Source organism: Glutamicibacter sp. NPDC055354 (assembly GCF_053644955.1).
Genome location: NZ_JBSHMB010000001.1, coordinates 1,113,409 through 1,132,897, shown reverse-complemented (window position 1 = coordinate 1,132,897; position 19,489 = coordinate 1,113,409). Strand labels below are relative to the sequence as shown.

Below are 19,489 nucleotides of genomic sequence, written 5' to 3'. Positions count from 1 at the left end.
AAGAATCAGCGCAGGGGATAACCTAGGCATATGCGAATCGACCTGCACACCCACTCCAATGTGTCCGACGGAACTGAAACTCCGGCCGAGCTCATGCGCGCCGCTTCGGTTGCGGGCCTGGATGTCGTGGCGTTGACAGATCATGACCAGACCACCGGTTGGGCCGAAGCCGCGGCGCAAGCCGGGAAGCTGGGACTGGGATTCATACCGGGCATGGAAATCACCTGCCAGGATACCCACGGCATCAGCGTGCATCTGCTCAGCTACCTGCATGACCCCACCTACCAGCCGCTGCTCGATGAGCTGGATATTGCGCTGAACTCGCGGATCGTTCGTGCCCGCCGCATTGTCGACCTGCTGGCCGAGGACTATCCGATCAGCTGGGATCTGGTGGGGGAGCATTGCCTGCCGGGTTCAACCGTGGGCCGCCCGCATATTGCCGATGCGCTGGTGACCGCGGGGGTGGTGGATAACCGCAATGAAGCGTTCGCCAACATCCTCTCCTCGCGTTCGCGCTACTACGTTTCGCATCCAGCGGTGAATCCTGCCACTGCGGTGCAATTGGTGCGGGAAGCCGGTGGCGTTCCGGTGTTCGCGCATCCCAAGGCCTCTGCACGCGGACGGGTAGTTCCCGATTCCACCTTCTACGAGATGATCGATGCCGGGCTAGCGGGGGTCGAAGTGCACCACCGGGACAACACCGCCGAGGGAAAGGCCTGGTTGCTCAAGCTGGCCGCCGATCGCGATCTGATTGTCACCGGATCTTCCGACTACCACGGCACCGGAAAGCTGAACCGGCTCGGCGAGAATCTCACCGAGCCGGAAATGCTGCATAGGATTATTGCCCAGGGGACCGGAACTCAGGCCTCGATATAGCTGGTGCTTCCAGGCAAACGAGCCTTCATCACCTCGATGGCCTCGGGGTTCTGGTCAATCAGCACATACTGGCGTCCCAGCTTCGCGGACACCGCACCGGTGGTGCCTGAGCCGGCAAAGAAGTCCAGCACCCAATCGCCGGGGCGCGACGACGCGGCCACAATCCGGCGCAGCACGCCTTCGGGCTTCTGCGTCGGGTAGCCGGTCTTTTCCTTGCCAGTAGGCGAGACGATGGTGTGCCACCAGACATCGGTCGGCAACTTGCCCAGGGCGCGCTTCTCCGGGGTGACCAGGCCGGGAGCCATATACGGCTCGCGGTCCACCTCAGCCGAATCGAAGTGGTACTTCTTCGGATCCTTCACGTAGACCAGGATGGTGTCGTGCTTGGCCGGCCAGCGGCTCTTGGCGCGGGCACCATAGTCGTAGGCCCAGATCAGTTCGTTCAGGAAGCAGTCCCGGCCGAAAATCCCATCGAGCAGCACCTTCACGTAGTGCACCTCGCGGTAATCGAGGTGCACATAGAGCGTGCCGTCCTCGGCCAGCAGGCGGTGGGCCTCGCGTAGCCGCGGCTCGATGAAGCTGAGGTAGTCGTCGAAGGTATCGTGATACGAACGGGCGATCCCCAGCTCGGTGTTGTACTCGCGTCCCTTGAATCCGGTGCGGTCGCCTTCGCCTTCGGCAGCGCGAACCATGGTGCGCTGGGCACGGGTCTGCTTGCGCCCGGTGTTGAACGGCGGGTCCACATAGATCAAGGTGAAGCTTTGATCGGGCAGGGTGCCAAGGATGGAGAGGTTATCACCGTGATACACGGTATTACCCGAGGCTGGAACGACGGACGCCGGGGCATCCTGCGTTCCAGCGTCGGGCAAAGCTGGTTCTTCGGGTAGAGCGAGCACCGCTGGTGTGGGTTCCTTTCGGAAAAGTTGGCTGACCGGTTGGACTGGGGATTAGTCCTGGCCGCCTGCTTCGGTGCTGCGGGTGCGACGGCGCGGACGGCGTCGGCGGGCAGCGGATGCGCCCTCGGTCGCCTCCTGCTCCCCGCCGGAAGCATGGGTTTCGCGGTGGCGCTCGTTTTCGCGTGCCGGACGGTCCTGTTTGCCCTTGGAGTGGCCGTGGCGTGCGCCCTCCTGTTCGGCGCCGGAGTCCTGCGCACCGCGCTGCTGGGTCTGCTCGCCGTTCACGGTGCGGGTGCGGGTACGCGAATTGCTGCGGCGGCGCGGGGTGCGCGCCGAATCCTCGCGGCGTGGCGAGCCATCGCCCTCAGCTGCCGCGGTCTTCTTGGCACGCTGCAAGCGGCCCTTGGTGCCCTTGGGGATTCCCAAGTCGGCGAAGAAATGCGGCGAGGACGAGTAGGTCTCTACCGGCTCGGGAACGTTCAGGCCCAGCGCCTTGTTGATCAGCGACCAGCGGGGCACCGAATCCCAATCCACGAAGGTGACCGCAATACCGGTGTTGCCGGCACGACCGGTACGGCCTACGCGGTGCAGATAGGTGTTCTCATCATCCGGGCACTGCAGGTTGACCACGTGGGTGACGTCATCCACGTCGATGCCGCGGGCCGCGACATCGGTAGCTACCAGGATGTCGACCTTGCCGGCGCGGAAGGCCTTCAAGGCCTGCTCGCGGGCGCCCTGGCCCAGATCGCCGTGCAGCGAACCGGCGTTGAAGCCGCGGTCCACCAGCTCATCGGACAGCTTGGCAGCCGAGCGCTTGGTCTGGGTGAAGATGATGGTTTTGCCGCGGCCTTCTGCCTGCAGCAGGCGGGCCACCATCTCGTCCTTGTCCATGTTGTGCGCGCGGTAGACCAGCTGGCGGATGTTGCGCTTGGTCAGCGAGTCATCATCGCCGGGATCCTGGGCGCGGATGTGGGTGGGACGGGTCATGTAGCGGCGGGCCATGGTGATCACGGCGCCGGGCATGGTGGCGGAGAACAGCATCGCCTGGCGTACCGGCGGCAAGGCGGCCAGAATGCGCTCGACATCGGGCAGGAAGCCCAGGTCCAGCATCTCGTCGGCCTCGTCCAGTACCACGGTGCGAACCTGCTTGAGGTTCAGCACGCGCTGGCGGTTCAGGTCGATCAAGCGGCCCGGGGTGCCGACAATCACGTCGGTGCCGGCCTTCAGGGCATTGATCTGCTCTTCGTAGGGGCGGCCGCCGTAGATGGTGGTGATCGAGATGTTCGAGTGCTTCGATGCCTGGGCCAGGTCGGCGCCGACCTGGATGGCCAGCTCGCGGGTCGGGGCCACGATCAGTGCCTGCGGGGCACCGGGGAATTCAAGATCCCCGTAGCCCTTGTCGCCTTCGCGGATCACGCGCTGCAGGGCAGGGATGCCAAAGCCCAGGGTCTTGCCGGTGCCGGTCTTGGCCTGGCCGATGATGTCGTTGCCGCCCAGGGCAACTGGCAGGGTCAGGGCCTGGATGGGGAACGGGTACTCGATCCCGGCTTCCGAAAGCGAAGCAACGATGTCTTCGCGAACCTTCAAATCGGCAAAGCTCTGCTTGATCGGCTCTGCGATGGTTGGCTCATTGTCTTGTGGTTCGGCCACTGGGGCCGAAAGCGTCGTGTCAGTCACGATGTCTTTGTTCTCGTTTCATGTGGGCACGGTACCTGCTCCATTCCGGCTTGCAACAAGCCAGGAGCATGCGGATACCGCACGAATCCAGCGGAGCCGATCGCTACTTTCACGTTAGGTGGCTTGGTCAAGCACCTGCGGGATGGCGGCCGCTGGGAAGTCGCCATAAAACTGTTTCATCTATCAGCCCATTGCGATCGGGCATCCTATTTACTAATAGGCCAAGCATAGCCGGTTTTGCCCGGAAACCCGGGTTTAGGAGTCTCAGGCCACGATTTCGAAGCTGATCTTGCGGGCCGCAGGATCAGCCTGGACCAGCTTTACGCGCACCAAGGTGCCCGGCTGGGCGGAACCGGAAAACTCTCCGGTGACCGGTTCATCGGCCAGCTGCAGCACTCCGGGACGAATCTTTCCATCTTCCTTTTGCTCGGCTGACTTCAGCACGATGGCCTGGAATTCTTCCCCGACACGTGTTTTGAGCACATAGGCTTCGAGCAGGTCGACGGCCGCATTGTTCACCCGGTTGGCGGCAATGCTGCTGGTACGCATCAGCCCGGGCAGCTCCTCCAGGGCCGAGGCGAGCTGCTCGGGGATCGGCTGGCCGGTGGAAAGCAGGTGGCAGGTGAGCAGCACGAAGCGGTCCACGAGCCGACGCAGCGGCGCGGTGGTGTGCGCGTAGGGTGCCGCCAGTGCCGCTTGGATCAGTTCCTCTACAGGCTGCCCGGCTATGACCCGGTAGTCCGCACCGCGGAACAGCGCGGCGGCACGATGCATGATCACCAGTTGCTTCGGGTCGCTGACATCCAATGCATGCAGGTACTGCCCATAGCTTTGCGTTGCGTCCCACGGCGTGCCCAGCAACTGGGTCTGGGTGCGGAATTCCTGCTGGTCCGCTTCATCCGGTGCGGGCATGGTGCGCAGGATGCCCACACCGGCCTCGAGCATGATGCGGGCCGCGGCAATGCCGGTGAGCAGGGAAATCTGCGCGTTGTGCCCTTCCAGGGGCAGCGGGGTGCGGCTGACCAGCTTGTAGCCTTCGCCTGCTTCTTCAATTTCCTGATCCGGCAGGTTCAATGAGGCGCCGCCGCGCAGTTGCTCTTGCCGCAGGCGCGCAGCACCGATTTCGGCGAGCAATTCCAGCTGCTCATCGGGTTCCCCCGAATCCAGCCGGGCCTGGGCCGAGGCATAATCCAGCTGGGCTCGGGACCGGATGCGCGCGCGGTTCAGCGCGACCTCGCCCAGGGAGCCATCGGCATCCAGGGAAATTTTCCAGTGGAAGGCTGGCCGGTCCTGGTCTGGCAGCAGCGAGCCCTGGTCTTCGGAAATCAGGGGCGGGTGCAAGGTGATCTTGCGGTGCGGCAGGTAATAGGTCTGACCGCGTTGGCGGGCCACCTGGTCCAGCTGGCTGCCCAAGGCCACGAAGGCGGGCACGTCCGCAATCGCATAGTGCACGGTATAGCCCTGGCCGTTTCGTTCAAGGAACATCGCCTGGTCGAGGTCGGTGGCGCCGAGCGGGTCAATGGTGAAGAACGGGATGCCGGTGGCGTCTTCTTCGGGGTGCTGAACCTGGGCTACCGCCAGTTCTGCGGCTTGCAGGGTTTGCTCGTCGAAGGGCGCCGGTACCTCGAACTCTGCTTCAAGGCCGAGCAGAAGCTGGGCCAGCGAATTAGCGGGAACCGGGCGGGGGCTGCGGATTCTTCGTTCAGTCACCCTTTAGCAATATCACGACTCGGTGAGTCAAATCACTATTTGGGCAAAGAAATAGCCGGTTTCGCTTCTAAGCGAAACCGGCCACCAGCCGCCAAGGCGATGCCTTGGCAAGCAACAAGAGCTACTGTGCGAAGCCGACGCGGCGGACTTCTTCTGGGCCAACCTCAACGTAAGCGATGCCAGCAGCAGGCACCAGGACCTCGCGGCCCTTTGGATCCTTCAGTGCCAGAACGGTTCCGTCGGCGATCGCCTTCGAGACCAGCTCATTGACTTCGGCGTTGCTGAGCTCGGAGTCAAGTACAACTTCGCGGGCTACATTCTGAATGCCAATGCGGATTTCCATGATTGTCGCAGATCCTCTCGAACGAAATAGGTGTCCCGTATGGGGCCTCTGAACACTAATTTAGCTAGTTTTCTTTCGGGAACTGCGAAATTCCGCGCCAAGCTAAACGGGAGATCAGATCCACGGCGGCGTTCTGGTCCACCGAGGAGCTGCTGGTGGCCCAGTAGCGTGCCGAAACCTGGGAGAGCCCGGCCAGGGCGCGGCCTGCCAGCAGGCCTTCGTCCTCGCTCATATCGGTATCCTCGACCACTACGCGGGCGATGGAGGAAGCCAGCGAACTGTTGAACTGCTCGATGCGATGGGCGATCAGCGGATCCGAGAGCACATCGGATTCGAAGATCAGCCGGTACGCCTGGGATTCGCCCTTGATGTAGCTGTAGTACGTGTTGATGGTGGCGAAGACGCGCTCGCGGTTGTCATTGGTGGAGCGGATTGCTTCATCCAGCTGCCGGCTGAAGTCGGCCAGGTGCGAATCCAGCAGGGCGAGATAGAGTTCGCGTTTGCCGGGGAAATGCTGGTAGAGCACCGGCTTGGAAACCAGGGCGACTTCAGCGATTTCGTCCATGGACGCACCATGGTAGCCATGGGCCACGAAAACCTGGTGCGCTGCCTGCAGCAGCTGGCGCCGTCGCGCTTCACGGGGCATCCGTTGCGGGCGGGTGCCTTTGATATTTTCGAGTTCCGTCATGTCGAATGGGGCCTTTCCAGCTGCAGAGCGACCAGCTCCCAAGTCATCGAAGGAATTCTCGGGGGCTAACCTACTTGGAAGTAGTATTCCATGCTTCTGTGCGGAAAGTAGAAATATGCAGGGGGAAATCAGGTTTTCTACGCTGATTTGGCTTCCGGGGCGGCCGGGCAGTTGCCCTGGACCTGCGTAGTCTCCGATTTCCCGGGCTCCGGCTGCGACAGCTCCAAGCCATAGAGGGTTTCCAAGGCCGAGACATATTCGCTGGTGCGGCCTTCGCCCGCCAGTTCACGTGCACGCACGGTTGGCACATGCAATAGCTGGCGCACCATGCGGCGCATGGCCAGTTCCACTTCCTCGGCCGCGGCGCTGCAGCCGTGCTGGGCACGGACCTTCGCGATCTCGGCATCCAGAACGGCTTTGGTGTGCTGGCGCAGCGCGACAATCGCGAAGTCGGCCTCGCGTTCACGCTGAGCGGCGGCAAATTCTGCGGTGGCGTTCTTGACGATGCGGCTAGCCGCGTGAACGGCCATGGCCTGCTCGGTCGGGGCGGCCATGCGCACCGATTCCAAGGTAATCAGTTCAACATCGGGCAGTTCGACCATGGTCGGATCGAAGTCGTGGGTGAGCGCCATGTCGATGGCGATCAGCGGGTGCTTCTTCACGCGCAGCGCTTCAAGCTCTGCACGGGCCAACTGGTGACCGCCGCCGGAGCAGCCAACGATGATGTCAGCTTCGCGCAGGGCCTGCGGCAGCAATTCGTCGCTGAGCGGGAAGCCGCCGCGCTTCGCGGTGAAATCTGCGGCGCGCCCGGAATGCGAGTAAACCGAAATGCGCTGGACGCCGCGTTCCTTGAGCAACGCCATGGTGGCGCCAGCGTAGGAACCGGTGCCAAAGAGCACAACATCCTGCTCGGACCAGTCGCGGCCTTCAGTGGCCAGTTCTTCGGCCAGATCGAGGGCCACCGAAACCACGGACTTGCCCTGGGTGCCAAGGTCGGTATTCGAACCGACATCCTTGGCCGCGCGGGTGGCGTTCTGGAACAGGCGGGTGAGGTTGCTGGTTGTGGTCTTCTCTTGCTGCGCCTGGGTCAGTGCTCGACGCACCTGGCCAGCGATTTCGCGTTCGCCGACAACGGCCGAGTCCAGTCCGGCGCCTACGGAGAAGAGGTGCTCAACTACCGGGTCGCCTTCCAGCGTGGTGAGACGGCGGGCCAGGAATTCGGGGGAGAGGTCGGTGCTTGCTGCCAGCTCGTTGACCAGATGTTCTGCTGCGTCCTCCACGTGGTCCACGTCTGCGTAGACTTCGAAGCGGTTGCAGGTGGCCAGCACGACGGCGCCATTGATAGCCGCCGAACCGTTAACGGAGGCAGCTGCCAGCCCGTCGGCCGAAGCACTGATTTGTGCGACGGTCTCCAGATCGAGCTGGGAATGCGATGCGACAAGAGATAAGAAAACCACAGTGACCCCAGAATAGGCCGGAAAATACCGGCAGACAACGCAGGTGTGCCTAAATCCGCATGGTTCCAAGGGGTTAGTTTGCTCACCTTCCCCTGCGGGCGAACGCAGTAAATGGGCTTTTAATCTGAAGAGTTGGCAGAATTGGGGCATGACCCTGTCGCAGAACCATCCGTTGATTGATGGACGTACCCAAGATTCCGCTTTGATCCAAGCTTTGACCGGCAAGAAGCCGTCGCATCACCCGGTGTGGTTCATGCGCCAGGCTGGCCGTTCGCTGCCTGAATACCTGAAGCTGCGTGAAGGGGTGAGCATGCTCGACTCCTGCCTTGACCCTGCCATGGCCAGCGAGATCACCTTGCAGCCGGTGCGCCGCCACAAGGTGGACGCCGGCATCTTCTTCTCGGACATCGTCATCCCGCTGCGCCTTGCGGGCATTGGCGTGGACATCGTGCCAGGCGTTGGCCCGGTGCTGGACGCCCCGATTCGCACCAGGGAACAGGTAGCTGCCCTTCCGGAGCTGACTGACGAGTCGCTGGAACCCATCCGCGAAGCCGTGCGCTTGACCGTGGCCGAGCTGGGCAAGACCCCGCTGATCGGTTTCGCCGGTGCGCCATTCACCGTCGCCGCCTACATGGTCGAGGGCAAGCCAAGCCGAGACCACCTGGGCCCGCGCACCATGATGCACACCGACCCGGATGTCTGGGACGGACTGATGACCTGGGCTGCCGACGCCTCGGGCAAGTTCCTGCGGGCGCAGGTTGAAGCCGGCGCCTCGGCCGCGCAGCTCTTCGACTCCTGGGCTGGTTCGCTCTCGCTTCCGGACTACCAGAAGCACGTCGCCCCGTACTCGGTGAAGTCCCTGGACTACGTCCGCGACCTGGGCGTGCCGTTGATCCACTTCGGCACCGGCACCGGCGAACTGCTCACCGCCATGCGCGATGCTGGCGTGGATACCGTGGGCGTGGACTACCGCATCCCGCTGGAAACCGCGATTGAACGCTTGGGCCAGGACGTTTCGGTCCAGGGCAATATTGACCCGGCGTTGCTCGATGCCCCGTGGGAAGTCCTCGAGGCGCACGTGCGCGAAGTGGTTGCAGCAGGCAAGAGGGCCCGCGGACATGTGGTGAACCTGGGCCATGGCGTTCCGCCAACCACCGACCCAACCGTGTTGACCCGTGTGGTGGAGCTCATTCACTCGCTGTAATTCAACAGGTCTAAGCTAGGTTTAACGCTGTGTTCCAGCTGGCCCCCGAGGCCATGGGCAGGGAACAGGGCATCGGCATATTGTGAAGGTAGAAGGTGCTAGGCACGTGAGCAAGGAACAGCGCAATCTGCGCGCAGGGGATTCAGCTGAAGCCACCGGCGCGTCCAAACCGCGACGCGATATTGCCAACGATGCCGCAGCGCATGCCTTGCGCCTGCTGGAAAAGGTGCGCAGCGCCAGCGAAGCACGCCTAGCGAAGAGCGAATCGGCCGATCAGGCCCAGAAGCCATTGGCCCCGCATGCGGTGGTGATCGGTGGCGGCATCGCCGGCCTGGTCGCTGCCCGTGAACTTCGCCAGACCGGACACGAAGTGACCGTGCTGGAAGCAACCGCGAACTTCGGTGGCTGCGTGCGCACCACCGAAGTTGCCGGCATGGAGATTGATGCTGGCGCGGAATCCTTCGCCCTGCGTGGCGGCATTGTTTCCTCCTACCTCGACGAGCTGGATCTGGGCGGGCAGATCGCCAGGACCTCCGGAGAGCGGGCCTGGTTCATCCAGGGGGAAGAGCAGGAAATTCATGCTCACCAGATGCCTGCCACCGCAATGCTGGGCATCCCGGGCAATGTGCGCACCGACGAGGTGCGCGGCATCATTGGCCGACCGGCCACCGTGCGTGCCGCAGCGGATCTGATCACGCCAATGAACAAGAAGTGGGCCACGGAGAACCTGACCATCGCTGAAGTGGTCCGTTCCCGCATGGGACAGGCGGTACTGGACCAGCTGGTGGCCCCGGTCATCAACGGCGTCTATTCCACCGACCCTGCCAAGATTTCCATTGACGCCGCCGCGCCTGGCCTGCGCCAAGCCATGCAGGAGACCGGTTCGCTGGCCCGCGCCGTCACCCGGCTGCAGGCTTCGGCTCCGGCTGGTTCCCGTGTGGCTGGCCTCAACGGCGGCATGTACACCATGGTCGAAGCCCTGGTGTCCCAGCTGGAGCAGGCTGGCGTTGCGCTGGTGCGCAATTCGCCGGTGACCTCCTTGCGCCACGATGCGCAGTCGCCAACTCCGTATGCAGTCACGACCTTGGGCCATGAACTGCTCGCTGACCGGGTAGTTCTCGCGACGCCGGCCGAGCCGGCACTGGACCTGCTGAACCCCCTGCTGGCACCAGAAGAGCGGATCGCCGGCGAAAGCGGTGCCAATGCCATTGCCTTGGCGATCCTGGTGGTCGATAAGCCGGAACTCGATGATGCCCCGCGCGGATCGGGTGTGCTGGTCTCCAGGAACGCCCCGCTGACGGCCAAGGCGCTGACCCATTCCACGGCCAAGTGGCCCTGGCTCGCCGCAGAGGCCGGCCCTGGCACCCACGTACTGCGCCTGTCCTTTGGACGAATCGGCGAACATGAGCAACTTGTCGAATCCGGAGATGATTCAGCTCTCATCGACCAGGCAATCAAAGATGCTTCAAAGATTCTCGGTGTTCAATTGCATCTTGATGATGTCTTGGGAAGCACCGTTTCACGCTTCAGCGACATGGTTCCGCTGCAGGGCCAGGCCGCTACCGCGCGCCGCGCGCAACTGCAGCGCAGCCTGTCGGGCTTCGAAGGGCTCGATGTGGTTGGCGCATGGATTGCCGGCACCGGACTGGCGCGAGTTATCGCCCAAGCCCGCAGTGCCGTCGCGATCAGCGCCCGCTAACCGCACCCGGGCCAACTATCCTGGACTTTTGTCCGAAACCAGATCAAGGAGAATATCAAGTGAGCAACGCACCGGAGCATAATTCCCCAGTAATTCGTGAACGCGAAAATGCAGGAGAAAACCCGACGTTCTTCTACACTCTCTGGACCATTTTCAAGCGTTCGGAAATTGTCGAGCGTTCCGAGGCTGCTGCCGCTGAATTCGATGCGCTGGTCGCCGAGCTGGCCGCCGAAGGCGCCACCGTGCGCGGCATCTACGACGTTTCGGCCATGCGCGAGGACGCTGACGTGATGTTCTGGGTGCACGGGCCATCGGCCCAGCTGCTGCAGGCATCGATGCGCAAGATCCGCCGTTCGGCCCTGCTGGCCGGCACCGAAATCGTTTACTCCACCATGGCCGTGCACCGTGAAGCGGAATTCGCCAAGGACCACTCGCCAGCGTTCGCGCGCGGCCTGGATCCGAAGGAATGGATGACCGTTTACCCATTCGTCCGCTCCACCGAGTGGTACACCCTGGATCCAGCGGCCCGCGGCAAGATGCTGCGCGACCACGGCATCCTGGGCCGCGAATTCCCGAACGTGCTGGCCAACACCGTAGCGGCCTTCTCCTTCGGCGACTACGAATGGCAGATCTGCCTCGAAGCCGACGACATGATCGATCTCGTCGACATGATGCGCCACCTGCGCTACACCGAAGCCCGCCACCATGTGCGTGAGGAGACTCCGTTCTACACCGGCCGCCGCATCTCGGCAGCTGAAGCGCTAGAGGTACTGAAGTGAGCCAGGCCTTTGACCCCCGCGAGGGATATGACCGCAACGGCCAGATGATTCCCAAGTCCTACGATGCCATCTTGCTGGCATCCTTCGGCGGACCGGAAGGGCAGGATGATGTCATCCCGTTCCTGCGCAAGGTCACCGAGGGCCGCGGCATCCCTGACGAGCGCCTGGAAGAAGTTGCGGTGCACTACCGCAAGAACGGCGGCGTCTCGCCAATCAACGCGCAGAACCGTGCACTGAAGGCCGCGCTGGAGGCAGAGCTGGCTACCCGCGGCATCGACCTGCCCATTTACTGGGGCAACCGCAACTGGCACCCGTTTATCGACGACACCCTCAAGCAGCTGGCCGCCGACGGCCACCGCAAGGTGCTGCTCATGGGCACCGGCGCCTACTCCGGCTACTCGGCCTGCCGCCAGTACCGCGAGGATGCGGGCATGGGCCTTGTCAACACCGGGCTGGACGGTGTGGTGGAAGTGGACAAGCTGCGCCAGTTCTTCGACACTCCTGCCTTCGTGACGCCCTTTGCGCAGTCCTTGCGTTCCTCGCTGGCCAATGTGCGTGCGCAGCTGGCCGAAGCGGGCAAGGAAGACGGGGCGATCAAGATCGTCTTCGTCACCCACTCCATTCCGATGGCCGACGCCGAGGCCGCAGGACCCGAAGGTATCCGGGCCGCAGGCTACGGGAATCTCTACACCAGCCAGCACCAGGCGGTGGCCAACTACATCCTGTCCCAGGTAGAGGAGGCCAAGGGCCTGGAGCACAGCCTGGTCTACCAGTCCCGCTCCGGGGCACCGCATGTGCCATGGCTGGAACCGGATATCAACGACGCGCTGGAAGAGGATGCCGCAGCCGGTGTCGCCGGCGTCGTGGTCGTGCCCATCGGCTTCATCTCGGACCACATGGAAGTCATGTGGGATCTGGATACCGAAGCCAAGGACAGCTGCGCCCAACTGGGCCTGGCCTTTGACCGCGTCGCCACCCCGGGCACCCACCAGGCGTTCATCTCCGGACTGGTGGACTTGGTCGAAGAACGCCTGGCCGGCCCCGATGGCAAGGCCCTGCGCGCCGGCCGCACCTCGGTTCTCGAAGGCGGCCCATGGTTTGATGTCTGCCGTCCGGGCTGCTGCGAGAAGCGCGCCCTGGACGGAACCTTGCGCCCGACCATCGGCGCAGTCGATTCAGAAGTTGGTGTACCCCAGCCATGACCGAAGCATTTCGCGTAGGAACGCGCGGCAGCGCGCTGGCGACCACCCAGACCGGATGGGCCGCGCAGAAGCTGGCCGGGATTTCCGGGTTGGCCGCGCAGACCGTGCTGGTCAAGACCGAAGGCGATGTGGTGACCGGCTCGCTGGCCACCCTCGGAGGCACCGGCGTCTTCGCCGCCGCGCTGCGCCAGCACCTGCTCGATTCCGGCTGCGACCTGGCCGTGCACTCGCTCAAGGACCTGCCCACTGCGCAGCCCGAGGGCCTGGTCCTGGCCTCGATCCCGCCGCGCGAGGATGTCCGCGATGCCCTGTGCTCGCGCGACTCGCTGGGCTTGGACCAGCTGCCCCAGGGTGCGAAGATCGGTACCGGTTCGCCGCGCCGTGCAGCCCAGCTGCTGGCCTACCGCAGCGACTTCGAGATTGTCGATATCCGCGGCAACGTCCCCACCCGCTTAGGCCGGGTCAAGGGTGTCGGGAAGACGCTGGATGATGGCAGCGTGGGCCGCGGCACCCAGGGTGACCTGGACGCGGTGATCCTGGCAGCTGCCGGGATGCGCCGCCTGGGCTTGGACAAGCACATCACCGAGTACCTGGATCCCTCCATCATGCTGCCCGCCCCGGGCCAGGGCGCCTTGGCGCTGGAAACCCGTACCGCGGGCACCGGCCACGGCGCATTGGATGCTGCTCTGGCGCAGTTCGACGATGTCGCCACCCGCATGCAGGTGGAAGCCGAACGTGCGCTGCTCTCCGAACTGGAAGCCGGCTGTGCTGCCCCGATTGGCGCCTTGGCCCATATCGAGGGCGATGCGCTGGTCCTCGAAGCGGTCGCCTGCAACCCCGACGGCTCGCAGACCATGCGCCGCAGTGCGCGGATCTCCTGCAGCACGGCGGATGCAGCACAGCAGCTGGGCCGTTCGCTGGCGCAGTCGATGATCGCTGACGGCGCTGCCGTAGTTGCCGGGCTGGCCTAGTTCCGGACCATGGCTTATCAAGCACTGATCCTGCGCAACCCGGCACGTGCCGCGGCCACCGTGCAGGAATTCGATCGGCTGGGCATCACCTCGTGGTGCGCCCAGCTGATCGAAACTGTTTGGCCCGCCGACCGCAGCGCATTGCAGCGCATGGCCAGCGATCTGGTCGCCGGAGACTACTCCTGGCTGGTCTTCACCTCGGTGAATACCGTCAAGGTGGTGCAGCAGGTCCTGGCTGGAGCGCTCCTGCCGGAGCAACTGCGTCTGGCCTCGGTTGGAGAGAAGACCACCGAGGCCATCAAGCGGCACTTGGGCCGCAGCGTGGACTTCGAAGCTGAAGAGCAATCGGCTGCCGGCATGCTTGCGGCATGGATCCCTGAGCCGGGTGCCAGGATCTGCTATCCGCACGGCGATCTGGCCAGCTCCACGCTGGCTGATGGGCTGGGCAAATACCCGGTGCAGGTCAACGAATTCATTGCCTATGAAACCGTGGATGCCCCGGCGCCCGGCACCCCGGTGACTGAGCCGGAAGCGGCAGCCGGACTCAACGTCCTACCGGCGAACCGGATCGGTGACAGACTGGAAGAACAGGATTTGGTGGTCTTCTCGGCGCCCAGCGTGGTCCGCCGCTTCGTGCAGCTGGCAGGGACGCAGCTGCCCGGGAAGCTGCAGACCATCGCGATTGGCCATCCAACGGCCCGGGCCATGGAGCGTGCCGGGCTGCCGGTGCATGCCGTGGCCTCCGCTCCCACCCCGCAGGGCCTGGCCCGTGCGGCCCAAGATTTGCTCCGGCACCGGTAACTCCGGGGCCGGAAGCGTGCACAACGGAATAAGAAGTTATGAGAACTGGAGAAAGAGGAGCCATGGGTTTCCCTCAGCATCGCCCGCGCCGGTTGCGGCAGAATCCTGCCATCCGCCGCCTGGTGGCAGAAAATGAGCTTTCGGCACGCCAACTGATCTTGCCTGCCTTCGTGCGCGAGGGACTGGGCGAACCCAACGAGATCACCTCCATGCCAGGGGTCTACCAGCACACCATGGACTCGCTGAAGGCTGCCGCGGCGAACGCGGCCGAGCTGGGCCTGGGTGGCATCATGCTCTTCGGCATCCCGGAAGTACGCGACGAGAATGGCTCGGCCGGTCTGGACCCGCAGGGCATCTTGAACCGCGGCATTGCCGCGGTGCGCGCCGAGGTGGGCGATGAACTCGTGGTCATGTCCGATGTCTGCCTGGATGAATTCACCTCGCACGGCCATTGCGGCGTGCTCGATGCCCAGGGCAACGTGGATAACGATGCGACCTTGGAAATCTACGGCCAGATGGCCGTGGCCCAGGCCGAGGCCGGCGCCCACATGCTGGGTCCGTCGGGCATGATGGACGGCCAAATCGGCGTCATCCGCCAGGCACTGGATGCTGCCGGGCGCCAGGACGTCTCCATCCTCGCCTACAGCGCCAAGTACGCCAGCGCCTTCTACGGCCCGTTCCGCGAGGCAGTGGACTCCCAGCTGGTGGGGGACCGCCGCACCTACCAGATGGATTCGGCCAACCGCAGCGAAGCGGTGCTGGAAGCTGAACTGGATATTGCCGAAGGCGCGGACATGATCATGGTCAAGCCGGCCATGAGCTACCTGGATATTGTGCGCGATATTGCCGATATTTCCCCAGTTCCGGTCTCCGCCTACCAGATTTCCGGCGAGTACTCGATGATCGAGGCCGCTGCCGCCAATGGCTGGATTGACCGCAAGGCCTCCGTGCTTGAATCGCTGCTGTCGATCAAGCGCGCCGGTGCCCAGCAGATCCTCACCTACTATGCAGCCGAAGTTGCCGGCTGGCTCAAGGAAGGCAAGTAATAACATGTCGAACTCTGAAAAGCTTTTCGCCGAAGCCCGCGAAGTCATGCCAGGTGGCGTGAACTCCCCGGTGCGCGCCTTCGGTTCGGTCGGCGGTGTTCCTCCATTCATGGTCGGCGCCAAGGGCGCATACCTGACCGACGCCGACGGCAAGGAGTATGTCGACCTGGTGTGCTCATGGGGTCCGGCACTGCTGGGCCACGCCCACCCGGAGATCCAGGCTGCCGTGCACGCGGCCGTGGACCGCGGTTTGTCCTTCGGCGCATCCACTCCGGATGAGGCCAAGCTCGGCGCGCTGATCAAGTCCCGCATGGGCGGGGTGGAACGCGTGCGCATGGTCTCCACCGGCACCGAAGCCACCATGACCGCCGTCCGCCTGGCCCGCGGCTACACCGGCCGTGACCTTGTCATCAAGTTCTCCGGCTGCTACCACGGCCACCTCGATGGCCTGCTGGCCGACGCCGGCTCGGGTGTTGCCACCCTGGCCTTGCCAGGTTCCGCCGGCGTGACCGCTGCCACGGCAGCAGAGACCCTGGTGCTGCCCTATAACGACCGCGCCGCCATCGAGGCCGCCTTCGCCGAGCACGGTGCGAATATCGCTGCGGTGATTACCGAATCTGCTCCGTGCAACATGGGTGTCGTAGTTCCAGAGGACGGATTCAACAAGTTCCTGAAGGAAACTACCGCCAAGCACGGCGCGCTGCTGATCCTCGACGAGGTCCTCACCGGCTTCCGCGCTTCCTCATCGGGCTACTGGGGCCTGACCGGCAAGGAGGAGGGCTGGAACGCAGACCTCTACACCTTCGGCAAGGTCATCGGCGGCGGTTTGCCCACCGCGGCCCTGGGCGGACGCGCTGAGGTCATGGACTACCTGGCACCATTGGGTCCGGTCTACCAGGCTGGCACGCTGTCGGGCAACCCGGTAGCGATGGCTGCCGGCATCGCCCAGCTGACACACGCGACCGAGGACGTCTACGCGCACCTGGCCAAGCAGTCCGAGGCGCTGCAGGGTGCCATCACCGAATCCTTCAATGCCGCTGGCCTGGACCACTCGATCCAGCGCGCCGGTACCTTGTTCTCGGTAGCTTTCGGCACCTCCGAAAGGGGAGTGCGCAACTACGCTGATGCGCAGGGGCAGGAAGCCTTCCGCTATGCACCGTTCTTCCACTCGATGCTGGACTCCGGGGTGTACCTGCCGCCAAGCGTCTTCGAAGCATGGTTCGTCTCGGCGGCCCATGACGATGCCGCAATGGAGAAGATCTTCGCGGCCCTCCCAGCAGCTGCCCGGGCCGCTGCGGCCGCCACGGCCTAATCGCAGGCTCCCGAGGGCAACAGCCAGGTCAGGCAGGCACCGTGAGGTGCTTGCCTGGCCCTGGCTTATTTAAGCCTGGAAAGACGGCGGGAAACGGAACTGCCCGAGTTCCGTATATGGAACTCGGGCAGTCAAGGTTCACGCGTTCGGGAATGCCCCGTGGCTGGAAACCGGATTAGAAAGCGGCGATAACGCTGCCGTCGGTCCAGGTCTTCTCGATGTAATCGCGGACCTCATCGGAGTGCAACAGCTCTTCAAGCTTCGCAACAGCCGGGGTCTCTTCGCCGTCGCGCCAGGTCAGGAAGTTGGCGTTGGGGTTGTTCTCGCCCGACTCCTGGGCAAGCATCTCTGCTTTGTCCAGCTTGGCCTGGACGATGTAGTTGCCGTTGATGACCGCCAAGCCGATGGAATCATCGGACTTGTAGTACTGGACGACCTGCTCGGCGTTGGCGTCAGTGATTTCGAGGTTTAGCGGGTTCTTGTCCGCGTTGCCGTTGACGGTCAGCAGGGAATCATCATCGCTGAGGTTCTGCAGCAGCCCTGCTTCTTCCAGGACGCGCATGCCGCGGATCTGATTCACCGGGTCGTTGTTCAGCAGTACCTTGGTGCCTTCTGCGACGTCCTTGGCGTCCTTGAACTTCTTCGAGAAGACGGTCATTGGCTCCACATGGACGCCAGCGCCGTGCGCGAACTCGTAGCCCTTTTCCTTCATCTCGGTAGCCAGGTAGGCCTCGGTCTGGAAGTAGTTGGCATCCAGCGAGCCGTCGGCAAGTCCGGTGTTCGGGGTGACGTAGTCATCGATCTCCATGACTTCCAAGTCGATGCCGGCTTCCTTCGCCAAGTTCTCATCGATGAAGTTCAGGATGTCTGCCTGTGGGACCGGGCTGGCGCCTACCTTGATAACCGTAGGGTTTGCCGGATCCAGGGTCGCTGCAGCATCAGCAGTTGGTTCGCTGCTGCCGCAAGCGGTCAGGGCGAATGCGGTGGCAACACCGGTGATGGCGAGTGCGAGTTTATTGCGCATAACTTGTCTTTCCTTAGGTAGAGCCGTGAGGCACGATGCGAGTGGATTTGCCGTGTCCTCAGCGGTTCCACGGCTCCGCCGGATAGACCGGCGGAAGTTTTGACTAGCGGTGATCGACCTTGCGGGCGATCGCATCACCGATGACCTGCACCAGCTGGACCATGATCACGATAATCACGATGGTCGCAAGCATGATGGGCATGTTGTAGCGGACGTAGCCGTAGTTGTAGGCCAGACGACCCAAACCGCCACCGCCTACCAAGCCAGCCATCGCGGAGTAGCCGATCAAGGTCACCAGAGTGGTGGTGACGGCTGAAATGATGCCGGGCATGGCTTCAGGCACCAGGACCTTGCGAATGGTTTGCAGCTTGGTGGAACCCATCACCAGCGCGGCATCGACCTTGCCAGCGGAAACATCGCGCAAGGCGGTTTCCACCAGGCGGGCGAAAAATGGGACCGTGCCGATGGTCAAAGAGACCGAGGCAGCGATCGGGCCCAGCGCGGTGCCGATGAGCATCGCGGCGAACGGAATCAGGGCGACCATTAAGATGGCGAACGGGACGGAACGGGTGATGTTCACGATCACCGTGGAGAGAATCGCGTTTAGCCAGCGGACCGGCGCCAGTCCGCCTTTGCCAGTGACATGCAGCAAGATACCCAGCAGCAGTCCGATGATCACGGTGATCACACCTGAGATCAAGACCATCTGCAGGGTTTCGACGGTCGCTTGGCCTACGGCCTTGAGTACGGTGGGGGTGAAGAAATCCATTGCTTACTTGGCTCCCTTCACGGTTACGGCGATGCCGGTGGACTTCAGGTGGTTCACGATTGCATCCAGATCCGCGTCGGGAGCCAGCTGCAGGCGCAAGTGCGCGTACTGCTGGTTGCCAAGCTGCTCGACCGAACCAGCCAAGACATTGACATCGGTATTGAACAAGCGGGCAATGGAAGAGATGACAGGCTGGGTCGCCTGGCCGCCGGTGTAGAGCAGGTCCAGGATTGGTCCTTCCCCCTCGACGCGTGGTGCGTCGCCCGGAAGCGGGAGCAACGTGGAAGCCAAAGTGCCTTCGGCGTTGGTGATGACCTGTTCGATATTGCCGTGCTCCACGATCTTGCCGCCTTCCAGCAGCGAAACGGAATCGCAGGCTTGCTTCACGACGTGCATTTCGTGGGTAATGATCAGCACGGTGATGTTCAACCGATCGCGCAGCTTCTTGACCAAATCGAGGATTTCATCGGTGGTCTTCGGATCCAAGGCACTGGTCGGCTCATCACAGAGCAGGACATCCGGATCGGTGGCCAGCGCCCGGGCGATACCAACGCGCTGGCGCTGGCCACCGGAAAGCTGGGATGGGTACCCTTTGGCGAACCTGGTCAGGCCCACGAGCTCCAGGAGTTCAGCGACCTTGGCATCAATTTCGGCTTTGGGCATGCCACCAAGCTCCAGCGGGTATGCCACATTCTGCTCGGTGGTGCGCGAGTCGAAGAGGTTCGCGTGCTGGAAAACCATGCCAATTCGACGTCGCGCATTCCGTAACTCGTCGGTGCTGACGTTGGTCAGCTCCTTGCCGTTAACGGCAACGGTTCCGGATGTGGGCTGGTCAAGCAAGGTCAAGCAACGGACGAGAGTGGATTTACCCGCTCCGGAATGTCCGACGATGCCATGAATTTTCCCGGTAGGGACTTCAAGGCTGACACCATCAAGGGCAACAACATCCTTGCCGTCTTGCTGGTAGACCTTGCGCAGGTCACTGACTGTGATCACTAGGCGTGTTCCTTCAGATTCTCAAAGGGTGTAGAGAGT

18 protein-coding genes are annotated in these 19,489 nt (G+C 63.3%); 9 read left to right on the top strand and 9 right to left on the bottom strand.

Features of this window, described 5'->3' with window-relative positions; translation table 11 throughout:
* Window positions 1-30 precede the first annotated feature (30 nt).
* The gene (locus tag ACWICV_RS05165; protein ID WP_400288356.1) at window positions 31-876 is read left to right on the top strand and encodes a PHP domain-containing protein; all 846 of its coding nucleotides are present in this window, start codon (window positions 31-33) and stop codon (window positions 874-876) included.
* On the opposite strand, the gene ACWICV_RS05160 is transcribed toward ACWICV_RS05165, so the two are convergent.
* The 6 genes from ACWICV_RS05160 to ACWICV_RS05135 form a co-directional block, all read right to left on the bottom strand.
* Entirely contained in the window at window positions 861-1,745 is an 885-nt protein-coding gene (locus ACWICV_RS05160) for a DNA-methyltransferase (RefSeq protein ID WP_105657678.1), read from the bottom strand. The genes ACWICV_RS05165 and ACWICV_RS05160 overlap by 16 nt on opposite strands.
* Window positions 1,746-1,823: 78 nt before the next feature.
* Entirely contained in the window at window positions 1,824-3,449 is a 1,626-nt protein-coding gene (locus ACWICV_RS05155; protein ID WP_105657519.1) for a DEAD/DEAH box helicase, read from the bottom strand.
* 264 nt (window positions 3,450-3,713) lie between these two features.
* Window positions 3,714-5,159: an RNB domain-containing ribonuclease gene (locus ACWICV_RS05150; RefSeq protein ID WP_454090648.1), complete on the bottom strand. Its 1,446-nt coding sequence runs from the start codon at window positions 5,157-5,159 to the stop codon at window positions 3,714-3,716.
* A gap of 121 nt (window positions 5,160-5,280) precedes the next feature.
* The gene (locus tag ACWICV_RS05145; RefSeq protein ID WP_454090649.1) at window positions 5,281-5,502 is read right to left on the bottom strand and encodes a DUF3107 domain-containing protein; all 222 of its coding nucleotides are present in this window, start codon (window positions 5,500-5,502) and stop codon (window positions 5,281-5,283) included.
* A gap of 64 nt (window positions 5,503-5,566) precedes the next feature.
* Window positions 5,567-6,190 carry a TetR/AcrR family transcriptional regulator gene (locus ACWICV_RS05140; RefSeq protein WP_431493405.1) on the bottom strand — a complete coding sequence of 208 codons (624 nt, stop codon included), beginning with the start codon at window positions 6,188-6,190 and terminating at the stop codon, window positions 5,567-5,569.
* Window positions 6,191-6,327: 137 nt separating this feature from the next.
* The gene (locus ACWICV_RS05135) at window positions 6,328-7,647 is read right to left on the bottom strand and encodes a glutamyl-tRNA reductase (RefSeq protein ID WP_454090650.1); all 1,320 of its coding nucleotides are present in this window, start codon (window positions 7,645-7,647) and stop codon (window positions 6,328-6,330) included.
* Window positions 7,648-7,795: 148 nt separating this feature from the next.
* Between ACWICV_RS05135 and hemE the strand changes: the two genes are divergently transcribed.
* The 8 genes from hemE (at window position 7,796) to hemL (ending at window position 16,661) form a co-directional block, all read left to right on the top strand.
* Entirely contained in the window at window positions 7,796-8,851 is a 1,056-nt protein-coding gene (gene hemE, locus ACWICV_RS05130; protein ID WP_454090651.1) for a uroporphyrinogen decarboxylase, read from the top strand.
* A gap of 106 nt (window positions 8,852-8,957) precedes the next feature.
* Window positions 8,958-10,550: a protoporphyrinogen oxidase gene (gene hemG, locus ACWICV_RS05125; RefSeq protein WP_454090652.1), complete on the top strand. Its 1,593-nt coding sequence runs from the start codon at window positions 8,958-8,960 to the stop codon at window positions 10,548-10,550.
* A 92-nt stretch (window positions 10,551-10,642) separates the two neighbouring features.
* Window positions 10,643-11,329: a hydrogen peroxide-dependent heme synthase gene (gene hemQ, locus ACWICV_RS05120; RefSeq protein ID WP_105657676.1), complete on the top strand. Its 687-nt coding sequence runs from the start codon at window positions 10,643-10,645 to the stop codon at window positions 11,327-11,329.
* Complete coding sequence (locus ACWICV_RS05115; RefSeq protein ID WP_332488642.1) at window positions 11,326-12,531, top strand: ferrochelatase; 1,206 nt, start codon at window positions 11,326-11,328, stop codon at window positions 12,529-12,531. Before hemQ ends, ACWICV_RS05115 begins: the two co-directional genes overlap by 4 nt.
* The gene (gene hemC, locus ACWICV_RS05110) at window positions 12,528-13,502 is read left to right on the top strand and encodes a hydroxymethylbilane synthase (RefSeq protein WP_400288347.1); all 975 of its coding nucleotides are present in this window, start codon (window positions 12,528-12,530) and stop codon (window positions 13,500-13,502) included. The genes ACWICV_RS05115 and hemC overlap by 4 nt, the downstream gene beginning before the upstream one ends.
* 9 nt (window positions 13,503-13,511) lie before the next feature.
* Complete coding sequence (locus ACWICV_RS05105; protein WP_400288345.1) at window positions 13,512-14,303, top strand: uroporphyrinogen-III synthase; 792 nt, start codon at window positions 13,512-13,514, stop codon at window positions 14,301-14,303.
* Between the two features lie 62 nt (window positions 14,304-14,365).
* Window positions 14,366-15,349 (top strand): porphobilinogen synthase, encoded by a 984-nt coding sequence (gene hemB / locus ACWICV_RS05100; protein WP_400288343.1) that lies wholly within the window; start codon window positions 14,366-14,368, stop codon window positions 15,347-15,349.
* A 4-nt stretch (window positions 15,350-15,353) separates the two neighbouring features.
* Entirely contained in the window at window positions 15,354-16,661 is a 1,308-nt protein-coding gene (gene hemL, locus ACWICV_RS05095) for a glutamate-1-semialdehyde 2,1-aminomutase (RefSeq protein WP_400288341.1), read from the top strand.
* 175 nt (window positions 16,662-16,836) lie between these two features.
* Here hemL and ACWICV_RS05090 read toward each other — a convergent pair whose 3' ends face one another.
* The 3 genes from ACWICV_RS05090 to ACWICV_RS05080 all read right to left on the bottom strand — a co-directional run bounded on the left by ACWICV_RS05090 (window position 16,837) and on the right by ACWICV_RS05080 (window position 19,450).
* On the bottom strand, window positions 16,837-17,685 hold the full coding sequence (locus ACWICV_RS05090) for a MetQ/NlpA family ABC transporter substrate-binding protein (protein ID WP_400288339.1): 849 nt from the start codon (window positions 17,683-17,685) through the stop codon (window positions 16,837-16,839).
* Between the two features lie 103 nt (window positions 17,686-17,788).
* On the bottom strand, window positions 17,789-18,454 hold the full coding sequence (locus ACWICV_RS05085; RefSeq protein ID WP_105657507.1) for a methionine ABC transporter permease: 666 nt from the start codon (window positions 18,452-18,454) through the stop codon (window positions 17,789-17,791).
* A 3-nt stretch (window positions 18,455-18,457) separates the two neighbouring features.
* Window positions 18,458-19,450: a methionine ABC transporter ATP-binding protein gene (locus tag ACWICV_RS05080; protein ID WP_400288337.1), complete on the bottom strand. Its 993-nt coding sequence runs from the start codon at window positions 19,448-19,450 to the stop codon at window positions 18,458-18,460.
* Window positions 19,451-19,489: the final 39 nt, after the last annotated feature.

Bases quoted from the DNA above. Each gene is read 5' to 3' on its own strand.
- hemL (WP_400288341.1), top strand. From the start codon at position 15,354: ATGTCGAACTCTGAAAAGCTTTTCGCCGAAGCCCGCGAAGTCATGCCA.
- hemB (WP_400288343.1), top strand. From the start codon at position 14,366: ATGGGTTTCCCTCAGCATCGCCCGCGCCGGTTGCGGCAGAATCCTGCC.
- ACWICV_RS05140 (WP_431493405.1), bottom strand. From the start codon at position 6,190: ATGACGGAACTCGAAAATATCAAAGGCACCCGCCCGCAACGGATGCCC.
- ACWICV_RS05105 (WP_400288345.1), top strand. From the start codon at position 13,512: ATGGCTTATCAAGCACTGATCCTGCGCAACCCGGCACGTGCCGCGGCC.
- ACWICV_RS05165 (WP_400288356.1), top strand. From the start codon at position 31: ATGCGAATCGACCTGCACACCCACTCCAATGTGTCCGACGGAACTGAA.
- ACWICV_RS05085 (WP_105657507.1), bottom strand. From the start codon at position 18,454: ATGGATTTCTTCACCCCCACCGTACTCAAGGCCGTAGGCCAAGCGACC.
- hemE (WP_454090651.1), top strand. From the start codon at position 7,796: ATGACCCTGTCGCAGAACCATCCGTTGATTGATGGACGTACCCAAGAT.
- ACWICV_RS05090 (WP_400288339.1), bottom strand. From the start codon at position 17,685: ATGCGCAATAAACTCGCACTCGCCATCACCGGTGTTGCCACCGCATTC.
- hemC (WP_400288347.1), top strand. From the start codon at position 12,528: ATGACCGAAGCATTTCGCGTAGGAACGCGCGGCAGCGCGCTGGCGACC.
- ACWICV_RS05145 (WP_454090649.1), bottom strand. From the start codon at position 5,502: ATGGAAATCCGCATTGGCATTCAGAATGTAGCCCGCGAAGTTGTACTT.